The organism is Stenotrophomonas sp. NPDC077659, from assembly GCF_050268705.1.
GTDB lineage: Bacteria > Pseudomonadota > Gammaproteobacteria > Xanthomonadales > Xanthomonadaceae > Stenotrophomonas.
In genome coordinates this window covers 1-14587 of the sequence record NZ_JBNNHG010000029.1, presented here as the reverse complement: position 1 = coordinate 14587, position 14587 = coordinate 1, and the positions used below count along the sequence as shown (strand labels likewise).

Annotated in this window: 10 protein-coding genes and 2 pseudogenes; 10 read left to right on the top strand and 2 right to left on the bottom strand. The window is 66.9% G+C overall.

Going from position 1 to position 14587, the window contains the following annotated elements:
- The first annotated feature begins 354 nt into the window (after window positions 1-354).
- The 5 genes from ACQKDV_RS06545 to ACQKDV_RS06525 all read left to right on the top strand — a co-directional run bounded on the left by ACQKDV_RS06545 (window position 355) and on the right by ACQKDV_RS06525 (window position 5987).
- A complete protein-coding gene (locus ACQKDV_RS06545; protein ID WP_427782955.1) occupies window positions 355-1530 on the top strand; it encodes a phosphoglycerate kinase in 1176 nt (391 codons plus the stop codon).
- Window positions 1527-2195: an HAD hydrolase-like protein gene (locus ACQKDV_RS06540; RefSeq protein ID WP_427782954.1), complete on the top strand. Its 669-nt coding sequence runs from the start codon at window positions 1527-1529 to the stop codon at window positions 2193-2195. Before ACQKDV_RS06545 ends, ACQKDV_RS06540 begins: the two co-directional genes overlap by 4 nt.
- 225 nt (window positions 2196-2420) lie before the next feature.
- A complete protein-coding gene (gene pyk, locus ACQKDV_RS06535; protein ID WP_427782953.1) occupies window positions 2421-3887 on the top strand; it encodes a pyruvate kinase in 1467 nt (488 codons plus the stop codon).
- Window positions 3888-4076: 189 nt separating this feature from the next.
- Window positions 4077-5081, top strand: coding sequence for a class I fructose-bisphosphate aldolase (locus ACQKDV_RS06530; protein ID WP_200734480.1), 1005 nt, complete (start codon window positions 4077-4079; stop codon window positions 5079-5081).
- Window positions 5082-5216: 135 nt separating this feature from the next.
- On the top strand, window positions 5217-5987 hold the full coding sequence (locus ACQKDV_RS06525) for a hypothetical protein (RefSeq protein ID WP_427782952.1): 771 nt from the start codon (window positions 5217-5219) through the stop codon (window positions 5985-5987).
- Between the two features lie 112 nt (window positions 5988-6099).
- Here the strand turns inward: ACQKDV_RS06525 and ACQKDV_RS06520 are convergent, their stop codons facing one another.
- Window positions 6100-6696 carry an O-acetyl-ADP-ribose deacetylase gene (locus ACQKDV_RS06520; protein WP_427782951.1) on the bottom strand — a complete coding sequence of 199 codons (597 nt, stop codon included), beginning with the start codon at window positions 6694-6696 and terminating at the stop codon, window positions 6100-6102.
- A gap of 241 nt (window positions 6697-6937) precedes the next feature.
- Window positions 6938-7897 carry a cysteine synthase A gene (gene cysK, locus ACQKDV_RS06515; RefSeq protein WP_427782950.1) on the bottom strand — a complete coding sequence of 320 codons (960 nt, stop codon included), beginning with the start codon at window positions 7895-7897 and terminating at the stop codon, window positions 6938-6940.
- A gap of 206 nt (window positions 7898-8103) precedes the next feature.
- Here cysK and ACQKDV_RS06510 point away from each other — a divergent pair, with 206 nt between their 5' ends.
- The 5 genes and pseudogenes from ACQKDV_RS06510 to ACQKDV_RS06490 form a co-directional block, all read left to right on the top strand.
- Entirely contained in the window at window positions 8104-9087 is a 984-nt protein-coding gene (locus ACQKDV_RS06510; protein WP_427782949.1) for a LysR family transcriptional regulator, read from the top strand.
- Window positions 9088-9921: 834 nt separating this feature from the next.
- Window positions 9922-11028: an efflux RND transporter periplasmic adaptor subunit gene (locus ACQKDV_RS06505; protein WP_427782948.1), complete on the top strand. Its 1107-nt coding sequence runs from the start codon at window positions 9922-9924 to the stop codon at window positions 11026-11028.
- Entirely contained in the window at window positions 11025-14150 is a 3126-nt protein-coding gene (locus ACQKDV_RS06500) for an efflux RND transporter permease subunit (RefSeq protein ID WP_427782947.1), read from the top strand. The genes ACQKDV_RS06505 and ACQKDV_RS06500 overlap by 4 nt, the downstream gene beginning before the upstream one ends.
- A pseudogene (locus ACQKDV_RS06495) lies at window positions 14143-14406 on the top strand (GNAT family N-acetyltransferase); the annotation flags it as partial. The gene ACQKDV_RS06500 and the pseudogene ACQKDV_RS06495, both read left to right, overlap by 8 nt.
- Window positions 14407-14495: 89 nt before the next feature.
- Window positions 14496-14587 (top strand): annotated as a pseudogene (locus ACQKDV_RS06490) (GNAT family N-acetyltransferase); the annotation flags it as partial.

Here is a 14587-nt window from a genome sequence, read left to right as displayed (position 1 = left end):
GTGGTGTGGGATGGCAGGGGTGTGAGCCGCATGGGCCCGAGGCATGCCTCGGGCGGGTTGGGCAGGACGCCCGACCCCGGTCTTGCCGTGTGCGCAGGACAGCGCACATGGGCAAGCGGCGACCAAGCCCCCAGGGATGGGTTTACGGCGTCCCCTGCCATCCCACACCACCCCGGCCCACCCCAAGTACCACGAAGCGCCAGCGCTTTGGCTTTGGCTGTTGCTGTTGCTGTTGCTGTTGCTGTTGCTGTACGCCGCTGCCTGCCGCAGGCATCGGCCCTCCCGCCATCGCCACCCGATACAATGCCCGTCTGCCGTACACCGGCGTCCTGTCCCCGAGCCAAAGAGTTGCCCATGTCCATCGTCCGCATGACCGACCTCGACCTCTCCGGCAAGCGCGTGCTGATCCGCCAGGATCTGAACGTGCCGATCGAGAATGGCCGCATCACCTCCGAACAGCGCATCACCGCTTCGCTGCCAACGCTCAAGCGCGCACTGGAGCAGGGGGCTGCCGTGATGGTCACCTCGCACCTGGGCCGCCCGAAGGAAGGCGTGTGGAGCGAAGCCGATTCGCTGGCACCGGTCGCCGCACGCCTGTCCGAACTGCTGGGCCGCGAGGTTCCGCTGGTGCGCGACTGGGTTGATGGTGTCGATGTGCAGCCGGGCCAGCTGGTGCTGCTGGAAAACTGCCGCATGAACGTTGGCGAGGGCAAGGACGATGAAGCCCTGTCGAAGAAGTACGCTGCGCTGTGCGACGTGTTCGTGATGGATGCCTTCGGTACTGCGCACCGCGCCCAGGCCTCCACCCACGGCGTCATCCGCTTCGCCCCGGTGGCTGCCGGTGGCCCGCTGCTGATGGCCGAGCTGGATGCACTGGCGCAGGCGCTGGACGCCCCGGCCAAGCCGCTTCTGGCCATCGTGGCCGGCAGCAAGGTCAGCACCAAGCTGGAACTGCTGGCCAATCTGGTGGGCAAGGTCGACCAGCTGATCGTCGGTGGTGGCATTGCCAACACCTTCATCGCCGCGGCCGGCTACAAGGTGGGCAAGTCGCTGTACGAACCGGACCTGCTGGATACCGCGAAGAAGATCGTGGCCGATGCCAAGGCGCGTGGCGCCGACATTCCGCTGCCGGTGGACGTGGTCACCGCCAAGCAGTTCCTGCCCGATGCCGCCGCTGAAGTGAAGGCCGTCGATGCCGTGGCCGACGATGATCTGATCCTGGACATCGGCCCGCAGACCGCCGCGCAGTACGCGCAGTTGATCGAAAAGGCCGGCACCGTGGTCTGGAACGGCCCGGTCGGCGTGTTCGAATTCGAAGCCTTCAGCAAGGGCACCGAAGCGCTGGCCCGTGCCATCGCCAGCTCCCGCGCGTTCTCCATTGCCGGTGGTGGCGACACGCTGGCAGCGGTGGACAAGTTCGATATCGCCGGCGATGTCAGCTACATCTCCACCGGTGGCGGCGCGTTCCTGGAATTCCTGGAAGGCAAGCCCCTGCCGGCGGTGGCTGCGCTGGCCGCGCGCGGCGCATGAGCGCCGGGCTGCGCGCTGACGGAGAAGGGCGCGCAACGCTCTTCTTCGACATGGACGGCACCCTGATCGATTCGGAAGTGGGTATCACCACGTGCATCGCCTATGCATTGCAGAAGATGGGCCAGCCGGTGCCGCCGCAGGAAACGCTGCTGGGCTGGATCGGGCCGTCGCTGCGCACGACCTTCACCCCGCTGTTCGGCGACGCGGTGCGGGTGGAGCAGGCCGTGGCCTTCTACCGTGAGCGCTTCGACCGTGAGGGCTGGCGCGATCACACGATCTACCCGGACATCGAAGCCACCGTCCGCGCGCTGCACGGTCGCGGCCATCGCCTGGCCGTCGTCACGGCCAAGAACGAACCGCACGCACGCCGTATCGTTGAACACCTGCCATTTGGCGGGCTGTTCGAGGATGTGATTGGTTCGACCCCGGACGGGTCGCGCAGCAGCAAGCCGCAACTGGTGGCCGAGGCGCTGCAGCGTCTGCAGCTGGACCCGGCGCAGTGCTGGATGATCGGCGACCGCCGCATGGACATCGAAGGCGCGCGCCACCACGGTCTGCGTAATGTCGGCGTGCTATGGGGCTTCGGCGGCGAAGCCGAGTTGACCGGAGCGGGGGCCGGCCATCTGGCCCGCGAACCGGCGCAGTTGCTGGCCCTGCTGGCCTGACCTGTGGCGCTCCTGGTCGCCGGGCATGGCCCCGCGCTACCGGGGCAGGTCGACAGGTAGCGCCGGGCCATGCCCGGCGGGCGCCGCGCACGCGCGGACCGGACGATGTCCGGAACATGTCCGTACGATGTCCCGCAGAGTCAGGCGCCACAAGGCTGTAACCGTATACATGGGGCGTGAAGGATGTGCTAATTTCCCACCTTTAACGGGAGAGGCCCATCCACCATGTTCGAGCGTCAGCGTCGCACCAAGATCCTAGCCACCCTCGGTCCGGCGACCGACCCGCCGGGCGTGCTGGAGGATCTGTTCCGCGCCGGCGTAAACGTGGTGCGCCTCAACTTCAGCCACGGTGACCCGTCCGGCCAGGCCAAGCGTGCCGCCGATGTGCGCGCCGCCGCCGCCCGCGTGGGCGTGGAAGTGGGCATCCTGGCCGATCTGCCCGGCCCGAAGATCCGTATCGAGCGCTTTGCCGAAGGCAAGGTATACCTGAAGGCCGGTGACCGCTTCGACCTGATCGCCAGTGAAAACGCAGGTCCGGGCGATGCCACCCAGGTGGGCGTGAGCTACCTGGGCCTGCCGCAGGACGTGGGCCCGGGCGATGTGCTGCTGCTCGACGATGGCCTGATGCAGCTGCAGGTGGTTGAAGTGCAGGGCGAGCGCATCGTCAACACCGTGCTCAACGACGGCGCGCTGTCCGATCGCAAGGGCCTGAACAAGCAGGGCGGTGGCCTGTCGCTGGGCGCGCTGACCGAGCGTGACAAGGAACTGATCGGCATCGTCGCCAAGATCGGCGTCGACTTCATCGCCGTGTCCTTCTGCCGCAACGCGCAGGACATGAACGATGCCCGTGAGATCGCCGAATCGCACGGCTGCTACGCCGCGCTGGTGTCCAAGATCGAGCGCACCGAAGCCATCGAGAACCTGGAAGAGATCGTCGAAGCCAGTGACGTGGTGATGGTGGCCCGTGGCGACCTTGGCGTGGAAATCGGCGATGCCGAGCTGCCGGGCCTGCAGAAAAAGATCATCAAGGCCGCGCTGGCGCAGAACAAGGTGGTGATCACCGCCACGCAGATGCTGCAGTCGATGGTGGAAAGCCCGATCCCGACCCGCGCCGAAGTGCTGGATGTGGCCAACTCGGTCATCGACGGTACCGATGCGGTGATGCTGTCGGCCGAAACCGCCGCCGGTGCCTACCCGGTGAAGGCGGTCGAAGCCATGGCCCGCATCTGCCTGGGTGCCGAGCGCCAGTTCCAGACCGAGACCGACTTCAACGCTTCGCCGCGCAACCTGGAACGTGCCGACCAGGCCATCGCCATGGCCACCATGTTCCTGTCCCAGCACGTGGGCGTGCGCGCCATCGTGGCGATGACCGAATCCGGTGGTACTGCGCGTTACCTGTCGCGTTTCCGCGCCAAGGCCCCGGTGTTCGCGGTCACCCGCCATGACGGCGCCCGTCGCCAGATGGCGCTGATGCGCGATGTGTACCCGATCAACTTCGACAGCCGCGGCCTGACCCCGCGCGAAGCCGCGCGCGGCAGTATCCGCCTGCTGGTGGAATCGAAGCTGCTGCAGGCCGGTGACCGCGTGGTGTTCACCAGCGGCGAGCACATGGAAACCCATGGCGCCACCAACACCCTGCGCCTGCTGGAAGTGGGCCAGGACGGCCGTGCCAGCGGCCTGGGCGACCTCTGAGGCAACCCTGTCGGTATCGGGCCGGCGTTGCCGACCCGGGGTCGGATCCCCGAAGGGGGTCTGACCCCGTGCCGCAGGACATTCTCTGTCCTGCGCAGACATGGAAGCGTTTCCATCCTGTCCTCCACGGCGAGGCAACGGGCAGCGGGGCTATACTTACGTTTTTCCCGCACCCGCCACAGGAAATACATGAGCATCGAACAGCTGGCTGAAACCGCCCAGGCCATGGTCGCCCCGGGCAAGGGCATCATCGCGATCGACGAATCCACCGCTACCATCGCCAAGCGTTTCGCCGGCGTCGGTATCGAGAACACCGAGGAAAACCGTCGTGCCTACCGCGAGCTGCTGCTGACCACGCCGAAGCTCAACGAGCACATTTCCGGCGCCATCCTGTACGACGAAACCATCCGCCAGTCGACCAAGGACGGCGTGCCGTTCGCCAAGTACATGGCCGACCACGGCATGATTCCGGGCATCAAGGTGGACAAGGGCGCACACCCGCTGGCCGGCTGCCCGGGCGAGCTGGTCACCGAAGGCCTCGACGGCCTGCGCGAGCGCCTGCAGGAGTACTACAAGCTGGGTGCGCGCTTCGCCAAGTGGCGTGCGGTCATCAACATCGGTGACAACACCCCGTCGGGCACCTGCATAGAGTCCAATGCCCATGCGCTGGCCCGTTATGCCGCCCTGTGCCAGGAATGCGGCCTGGTGCCGATGGTCGAACCGGAAGTCATCATGGATGGCGACCACGACATCGAGACCTGCTACGAAGTCACCGAAGCCACCCTGCGTTCGCTGTTCGACGCCCTGTACCAGCAGAACGTGCTGCTGGAAGGCACCATCCTAAAGGCCTCGATGGTCATCTCCGGCAAGGGCTGCGATGAGCAGGCCGACGTCGAGGAAGTGGCCGAATCGACCGTGATGTGCCTCAAGAGCACCGTGCCGGCCATCCTGCCGGGCGTGGTGTTCCTGTCCGGTGGCCAGAGCGACGAGCAGTCGACCGAGCACCTGAACGCGATGAACCAGCTGGGCAACCTGCCGTGGCCGCTGAGCTTCTCCTACGGCCGCGCCATGCAGCAGGCCGCGCTGAAGCTGTGGGCCAAGGACATGAAGGGCAACTACGCCGCTGCCCAGAAGACCGTGTACGAACGTGCCAAGGACAACGGCCTGGCCGCACTGGGCAAGTGGAACGGCTGAGCCGTCCTCTTCCCCGTATGAGGTGACACTGCAGACGCCGGCCTCATGCCGGCGTCTGCTTGTGGCGGTATCGTTGCCCTTCCTTGCGCGGGGCCTGTGCGCAAGGGGTATCCGCGAAGGCCAGGGAGATCCTCAATGCGTACCACTGCAATCGGCCTTGCCATTGCCACGGTGTTGTCCGTGGCAGGCTGCGACCGCATCGACGTTGTTCAGCCGTCGGCTGTCGTGCCGGTCCTGCAGTTCGACACGCCTGTGTCCGGCGAAATCACTGCGCGCAGCGGCATCAATTTCAACGACGGCAGCCGCTACCAGCTTTACCAGATCTCCCTGGAAGACCAGCAGCGCGTCGGCATCACGCTGATCGGAGCGCTTGCTGGCACGATCACGGTCTTCAGCGACGGCAACGTGGTGGCCCACAGCCGCACCGGCTACGAGAGCAGTGATGCCGCGGTGGCATTCCGTGCACCTGGCCGTGGCCTCTACCAGGTTGCGGTGAGCGCCGATGGCGCCGGTGCGTTCGGCCCCTTCCGCCTGCGTGCGGAAGTGCTCAAGCCCCACGATGGCACGCCGATCACCAACACCGGTCGCATTTCCGATCTGCTGCTGGACACCTCACAGGATTACACCCTGCAGGTGGACACCGCCCGCCTGTACGCCATCGACCTGCGTTCGGATGTGTTCGACACCGTGCTGTCGCTGACGGGTGAGGGCCAGGACGTCGAGAACGATGACGACGAGGACGGCGAGGGCACCGATTCACGTATCCACCTGGCGCTGCAGCCCGGCCGTTACACGCTGAACGTCAGCGGCTTGAGTGACGAGGACACCGGTGCGTTCACGTTGGATGTCCAGCGCAGCGAAGCGACCGCCGATGCCCCCGCCCGCGATGGCGGCACCGTGCGGTAAATCCACGCCATGCAGGAATGCAGTAGATCCACGCCATGCGTGGATGCAGTAGATCCACGCCATGCGTGGATGCGCGGTCACCTGCGGCGTCCACGCATCAAGGCAGCGCGCCTCAATGCGCCGCAGCGAACCCCGCATCACCCACCGGCGGCAGCGGCAGGATGCGTTCGGCCTCCATCGCTTGGCCGGCTGCAGCCAGCGCCTGCTGGTATGCCTTGGCCGTTGCGGTGTTGAAAGCGACCAGCACGATACGCATCGGCTGCGCATGGCTGCGCTGCCACGCCAGCGTCTCGGTCACTGCCACCTGCGCGGCCTGGTACAGCGGGTAACCGTAGACGCCACAGCTGATGGCCGGGAACGCGATCGACTGCACGCCCAGTGATTCCGCAAGCTGCAGCGATTTCCAGTAGCAGTTGGCCAGCAGTGCTGGTTCGTCACGCTGGCCGTCATGCCAGACCGGGCCGACGGTATGCAGCACATGCCGCGCCGGCAGTGCGTAGGCGTCGGTGGCACGTACTTCGCCGGTCGGGCAGCGCACGCCTGGCCGCAGTTCCGGCAGGCGCTCGCATTCGGCCAGCAGCTCCGGCCCGGCGGCGCGATGGATGGCGCCGTCCACGCCGCCCCCGCCGAGCAGGGTTTCGTTGGCCGCGTTGACGATCGCATCCACCGCCAGGGTCGTGATGTCGCCCTGCCACACTTCGATCTTCATGCGTCCGTCTCCTGCCTGTTGTTGTTGCGCGCCGTGCCCGCGCTGGCTGCACCCACCGTAGTGGAGAGGGCATCGATGCTGCGTCATGACCGTCTCACGCGCTGCGATTACGACCTTCAGGCACGATGGCGGCAGTCACCTTCACGCAGGCTGAAGTGCTAGCGCTGGGCCATGCCCGGCGGAAAACGAAAGCGCCGGGCATGGCCCGGCGCTACCGTGGAGTGACGCGCGTGCGGGCGGCTTACGGCAGGCCGGCCAGCCAGTCGTCGTCGGAACCTTCGTTCACATCCGCAAACAGCGGCGTGGAGAAGTAGCGTTCACCGGTGTCCGGCAGCATCGCCAGGATCACCGAACCCGGCTCGGCGCGGGCCGCTACGTCCAGTGCGCTGGCCACGGTGGCGCCAGCGGAGATGCCGACAAAGATGCCTTCCTCGGCCGCCAGCCGGCGCGCCGTGGCGATGGCGTGGTCATCCTCGACGGTGAGCAGTTCATCCACCACGTCGCGGTTGAGCACGTCCGGCACGAAATCCGGGGTCCAGCCCTGGATCTTGTGCGGCTTCCAGTCATCGCCCTTGAGCAGGGCCGCGCCGGCCGGTTCGGTGGCGACAATGCGGGTCTGCGGGCGGGCAACCTTCAGTACCTCGCCCACCCCGGTGAGCGTGCCGCCCGTGCCCCAACCGCTGACGAAGTAGTCCAGGCGCTTGCCGGCGAAGTCGCGCAGGATCTCCGCCGCGGTGGTGTTGCGGTGGTAGGCCGGGTTGGCCGGGTTGGCGAACTGGCTGGCCAGGAACCAGCCGTGCTGTTCGGCCAGTTCGCGCGCCTTGCGCACCATGCCGCTGCCACGCTCGGCAGCCGGGGTCAGGATGACCTTGGCGCCATAGGCGCGCATCAGCTTGCGGCGCTCGACCGAGAAGGTCTCGACCATGGTGGCCACGAACTTGTAGCCGCGCGCGGCGGCGACCATGGCCAGGGCCACACCGGTGTTGCCTGAGGTGGCTTCCACGATCGTGTCGCCGGGCTTGAGCAGGCCGCGCGCCTCGGCGTCGAGGATGATGGCCAGTGCGAGGCGGTCCTTGACCGAGCCGCCAGGGTTGAACGACTCGACCTTGGCGTACAGCGTGACGCCCTGTGGGGCCAGGCGCTGCAGTTTGACGATGGGGGTGTTGCCGACGGTGTCGAGAATGGAGTCGTACAGGGCCATGGATGCGCTCCGGAGGCAGGCCGCGCCGGGAGCCGGCGGGCGGAAGGGGGGAGGCTGGCCTTCGGGCCAGCGGCTGCCGGCTGACCGTAGCGCCGGCATATGACGCCCGGAAATGACCAGATGCCTTTCTTAAACAACCTTTGGTTATAAGCTGGTGACGGTAATAGACCCTAGAGTGGACCTCCGCCCCTGCGCCCCCGCCCGCCATGACGCTTACCCAGCTGCGCTATCTGGTCGCCATCGCCGACGCCGAGATGAACATCACGCTCGCGGCCTCGCGCGTGCATGCCACCCAGCCCGGTCTGTCCAAGCAGCTCAAGCAATTGGAGGACGAACTGGGCTTCCTGCTGTTCGTGCGCAAGGGGCGAAGCCTGGAATCGGTCACCCCGGCCGGAACCGAAGTGATTTCCCGGGCCCGTGCGGTGCTGGCCGAGGCCAACAACATCCGCACGTATGCTGCCAACCAGCGGCGCGAGAGCCAGGGCCAGCTGATCCTGACCACCACCCACACCCAGGCGCGCTTCGTACTGCCGCCGGCAGTGGCGGCGATCAAGCAGGCCTACCCGCAGGTGAGCGTGCACCTGCAGCAGGCCGGTGAGGCCGATGCGCTGGACCGGCTGAACCAGGGGGATGCTGATATCGCGATCATCAGCACCGCCGGTGGCGAACCGACCGATGGCATCGCCGTGCCACTGTTCCGCTGGCGGCGGCTGGTGGTGGTGCCCAAGGGCCACCCGCTGGACCGCGCCGGCCGCGCGCCGGACCTGGCCGCGTTGTCCCGCCAGCCACTGATCAGCTACGAATCGTCCACCCGGCCCAGTTCCTCGCTGCAGCGCGCCTTCGCGGCCAACGGGCTGGTGCCGGATCTGGCGCTCACCGCGCTGGATGCCGACCTGATCAAGACCTATGTGCGCACGGGCCTGGGCGTGGGACTGCTGGCCGAGATGGCGGTCAGTTCAAACGATGAAGACCTGCGCGCGTGGCCGGCACCGGAGCCGATCAACGAGTGCATTGCCTGGGCGGTGCTGCCGCGCGACCGGGTGCTGCGCGATTACGCGCTGGAGCTGGTGCACGTGCTGGCACCGCAGATCGATCCGCGTGACCTGCGACGGGTGCTGGACGGCAACCAGGCCGCCGCGTGGCCGCTGCCGCCGACATGGGAATCGCTGACCCAGACCATCACGGTCTGAGGGTGGGGTTTTCGGCAGGGCTTGCAGCCCTGCACCTGCTGACGTCAACGTCAACGTCAAAGGCAACAGCGGGCGATCCGTGGGTTGGCGGGGCGGTGTCGGATTGCGGGGACGCCGCAAGTACGTCCGTGTAAGCTTGGCCGCGGCATCCATGCCGCGGACACCCCGCAATCCGACACCGCCCCGCCTTCGACAGTTGGCCGGCGGCTGTTGGTGGGTGCCGACCGGTGGTCGGCACATCTGTCAGATATCGAGATTCAAATGGGGTCGGAGTAGATCCACGCCATGCGTGGATGAAATCTGTCAGATATCGAATGAATTCATCCGTGCCGACCAACGGTCGGCACCCACCAGAGCAGAAGGCCGTTCCGACAGCTCGCGGGAAACTGTCGAAGGCGGGGTGGGTCCGGTTGAGGGGGCGTGAGCCGCATGGATGCGGCGACCGAGCTTACAGGGACGTACTTGCAGCGTCCCCCTCAACCGGACCCACCCCGACTCCCCTCAGGGAAGCAGCTTCTGCTGTTGCTCTGGCTCTGGCTTCTGCAGGTGCAGGGCTGCAAGCCCTGCCGGGACAAAAAAACAGGGCCGGACCCCGCCAGGGCCGACCCCTGCCTGGCGCCCTCTGCCAAGCAGCCTCGACTGTACGATGACAATGCACGACAAGGTGCCTCTGGATACATCCCGACATACGCCGACACCGCCCCGGCGAGCCTTGCACGGAAGGGCTTCATGGCGCTACCGCGTGGCCCTTTCCAGGCCGGTAAACGCTTGGCACATATCGTCTTCGCAGGCCCTTGCCTACACTCGGCGGCCGTGGATCACCCAGGACCTTTCATGTTCGCTCGCATCGCTTCGCCCCTGGCCCTTGGCCTGTGCCTGGCCGTCCTGGCCGGGTGCGCAGGCAAACAGGAGGCCGCCGCGCGTCGGCAGGGCGAAGCGGTGCCGGTCACCGCGCAGGTGGTTCAGCCCTCGCAGTGGAATGACACCCTGCAGGCGCTGGGCACGGCCAAGGCCCGTGAATCCATCAGCGTCACCGCCAAGGTCAGCGAGATCGTCGAACGCGTGCACTTCGAAAGCGGCCAGCAGGTCGCCGCCGGCGCGCCTCTGGTGACCCTGCGCGGGCAGGCCCAGGAAGCGGCGCTGGTGCAGGCGCAGGCGACCTTCCATGAAGCCGACCAGTTGTACAAGCGCCAGCGCGAACTGGCCACCCAGCGCCTGGTCTCCAGCGCCACGCTGGATACCCAGAAGTCGATCCGCGATGCGGCCGAGGCGCGCGTGGCGCAGATGCAGGCCGACATCGGTGACCGCCGCGTGCGCGCGCCGTTCGCCGGGGTGCTGGGCATCCGTCAGGTCAGCCCCGGTACGCTGCTGACCCCGACCACGGTCATCGCCACCCTCGATGACATCGAACGCATGCACGTCGATTTCCAGGTGCCGGAAGTGGAAATGGCTGCGCTCTCGACCGGCGACAAGGTCAGCGCCACCAGCGTGGCCTGGCCGGGCCGCACCTTCGAAGGCGAAGTGACCACCGTCGATGCGCGCATCGATCCGGCCACCCGCGCGGTGACCGTGCGCGCCGACTTCGGCAACGCCGACCACGCGCTGCGCCCGGGCATGCTGCTGGACGTACGCCTGTTCCGCCCGGAGCGCCCGGCACTGGTGGTGCCGGAAATCGCAGTGGTGCAGGTTGGCCGCGATACCTTCGTTTACCGCATCAAGGCCGACGACACCGTTGAACGCGTGGACGTGACCACCGGTGCGCGCCGAGCCGGTGTGGTCGAGATCCGTCAGGGCCTGCAGGGCGGCGAGCGCATCGTGGTGGATGGCACCGGCAAGCTGCGCGCCGGCCTGAAGATCGCCGCGACCAACGCCGCGCCGGCCACCGGCACCGCACCGGCCAAGGCACCGGTCGCAGCACCGGCTGAGGGCAACGGCGGATGAAGCTGTCCGACATCTCCATCCAGCGGCCGGTGTTTGCCGTGGTGATGAGCCTGCTGCTGCTGGTGCTGGGCATCATGTCCTTCACCCGCCTGACCCTGCGCGAGCTGCCTGCCATCGATCCGCCCATCGTCTCGGTGTCGGTGGATTACACCGGTGCCTCGGCAGCAGTCATCGAAAGCCGTGTCACCCAGGTGCTGGAAGATGCGCTGGCGGGCATCGAAGGCATCGATACCATCAATGCGCGCAGCACCAACGGCCGCTCGCAGGTCAGCATCGAATTCACTTCCAACCGCGATATCGAAGCGGCCGCCAACGACGTGCGCGATGCGGTCAGCCGCGTGGCCGACCGCATGCCCGAAGAGGCGCGCCCGCCGGAAATCGCCAAGGTCGAAAGCGATGCCGATCCGATCATCTGGTTCAACATGTCCTCCACCACCATGGACACGCTGGAACTGAGCGACTACGCTGACCGCTACGTGGTCGACCGTTTTTCCAGCCTGGACGGCGTGGCCCAGGTACGCATCGGTGGCCGCCAGCGCTATGCCATGCGCATCTGGCTGGACCGCGACCAGCTGGCTGCCCGCGGCCTGACCACCGGCGATGTGGAAGCCGCGCTGCGCAACGAGAACGTTGAACTGCCGGCCGGCCGCATCGAATCGACCGACCGCGATTTCACCCTCCGCGTTGAACGCAACTATGTGAAGCCGGAGGATTTCGCCACCATCCCGCTGGGCAAGGGCAGCGACGGTTACGTGGTGCGCATGGGCGATGTGGCCAAGATCGAGCTGGCGTCAGCCGAACGCCGTGCCTACTTCCGCAGCAACGGTGAACCGGGCGTCGGCCTGGGCATCGTCAAGACCTCCACCGCCAACTCGCTGGATGTGGCCCGCGCCGCACGCGCTGAGGCAGAAAAAGTCGCCGCGACGCTGCCCGAAGGCACGCAGATCGTGGTGACCTTCGACAACACGACCTTCATCGAAGCGGCCGTTGATCGCGTCTACGCGACCCTGGTCGAAGCGATGCTGCTGGTGCTGGCGGTCATCTGGCTGTTCCTGGGCAGTTTCCGCGCGGCGCTGATTCCTGCGGTCACGGTGCCGGTGTGCCTGGTCGCCGCGTTCATCGCGCTGTATGCCTTCGGCTTCTCCATCAACCTGCTCACCCTGCTGGCGCTGGTGCTGTGTATCGGCCTGGTGGTGGACGATGCCATCGTGGTGGTGGAAAACGTGCAGCGTCGCATCGATCTGGGCGAACCGCCGCTGGTCGCCTCCAAGCGCGGCACCACCCAGGTGGCCTTCGCGGTCATCGCCACCACGGCGGTGCTGGTGGCGGTGTTCCTGCCGGTCGGTTTCCTGGAAGGCAATACCGGCCGCCTGTTCCGCGAACTGGCGGTGGCACTGGCCGCTGCCGTGGCACTGTCGGCGTTCGTCGCGCTGACGCTGACCCCGATGATGGCCTCCAAGCTGCTCAAGCCGCATACCGGCCAGGCACCGCGCGGCCTGCATGGTTTCATCAACCGCAATCTGGAACGTCTGGCATCGGGCTACGGTCGCGTGCTCGACCACCATGTCGACCGCACCTGGATCTACCTGGTGGTGATGGTGCTGGCACTGGCCGCCAGCTGGGGCCTGATGAAGATACTGCCTTCGGAACTGGCCCCTGCCGAGGATCGTGGTTCGTTCCAGATCATGATCGATGGCCCGGAAGGCGCCGGCTACGACTACACCGTGCAGCAGGTGCAGCAGGTCGAGGCCCTGTTGGCGCCGCACGTAGGTGCGGACAAGACCATCGCCCGCGCCAACCCGCGCGTGCCCGGTGGCTTCGGTGCCAGCGAGGAAATGCACACCGGCCGCGTCAGCGTGTTCCTGCAGCCGTGGCGCCAGCGCAGCGAAAACACCGTGGACGTAGCCAATGATCTGCAGAAGGAACTGGACACCCTGCGCGGCGTGCGCGTGCGCACCCAGGTCGGTGGTGGCCTGGTGCGCAGTGGCGGCCAGCCGTTCCAGATCGTGCTGGGTGGCCCGGAATATGCAGAAATCGCGCAGTGGCGTGACCGCATCCTGCTGCGTATGGCCGACAACCCCGGCCTGGTCGGCCCCGATTCGGACTACAAGGAAACCCGCCCGCAGATGCGGGTGAACATCGACCGCCAGCGTGCGGCGGATCTGGGCGTGCCGGTCACCGCGATTGGCTCTGCGCTGGAAACCATGATGGGCTCGCGCCGCGTCACCACCTTCGTCGACAACGGCGAAGAGTACGACGTACTGGTGCAGGCCGGCCGCGATGGCCGTGCCACGCCGGCCGACCTGGCCGCCATCCGCGTTCGCGCCAACTCGGGCGAGCTGGTGCCGCTGTCCAACCTGGTCACCCTGAGCGAAGTGGCCGAAGCGGGCACGCTGAACCGCTTCAACCGTCTGCGCTCGATCACCATCAGCGCCGGCCTGGCACCGGGCTACCCGCTGGGCGAGGCCATCGCCTGGGCGCAGCAGGTCACCCGCGAAGAGCTGCCGCAGTACGCGCAGATCAACTGGAAGGGCGAATCGCGCGAATACCAGAGCGCCGGTGGCGCCGTGCTGCTGACCTTCGCCATGGCCCTGCTGGTGGTGTACCTGGTGCTGGCGGCGCAGTTTGAAAGCTTCATCCACCCGCTCACCATCATGCTGACCGTGCCACTGGGCGTGCTGGGTGCGCTGGTCGGCCTGTGGGTGAGTGGCGGCACGGTGAACCTGTTCAGTCAGATCGGCATCGTGATGCTGGTCGGCCTGGCGGCCAAGAACGGCATCCTGATCGTCGAGTTCGCCAACCAGCTGCGCGATGACGGGCGCACCGTGCGGCAGGCCATCATCGAATCGGCCATGGTCCGCCTGCGCCCGATCCTGATGACTTCCATCGCCACCGTGGTTGGCGCGATCCCGCTGGTGGTGGCCGGTGGCCCGGGTTCGGCCAGCCGCGGTACCATCGGCATCGTGATCATTTTCGGCGTCACCCTGTCCACCTTCCTGTCGCTGTTCGTGGTGCCGGCGTTCTACGCGCGGCTCGCCCCGTACACCCGTTCGCCGGAAGCGGTGAAGCGCGAGCTGGAGAAGCAGGAAGCCGAATCGCCGTCGGTGGGCGGGCATGCCTGACCGGCACGCAAGTGAGGTCGGATCCCTTTCCCAAGGGGAAAAGGCTCTGACCCCAGGCCTGCAGGGCGACGGCTTCCGACTGCGCCCCTGGCGCTCGGATGATCTGGAATCACTGCTGCGCCACGCCAACGACCCCGACGTGTCCCGTGGCCTGCGCGACCGCTTCCCGTACCCCTACACGCGCGAAGACGGTGAGGCCTTCCTGGCCGGTCGCGTGCTGGGCCCTGGCACCTTGAATCTGGCCATCGAGATTGACCGGTAGAGTCGACTGTTAGTCGACTTTCCCGCGCAACGTGGGATTTTGGGTAGCGGGGATCGGCAGTGGACTAACAGTCCACTCTACCGGGCCAGGGCCTGATGACCCGCGTGGTCGGCCTGTTCGCCCCCTGGGTGATGGACGAGCTGCGCCTGTTCAGGCTGCAGGCCGAAGTGCTGGA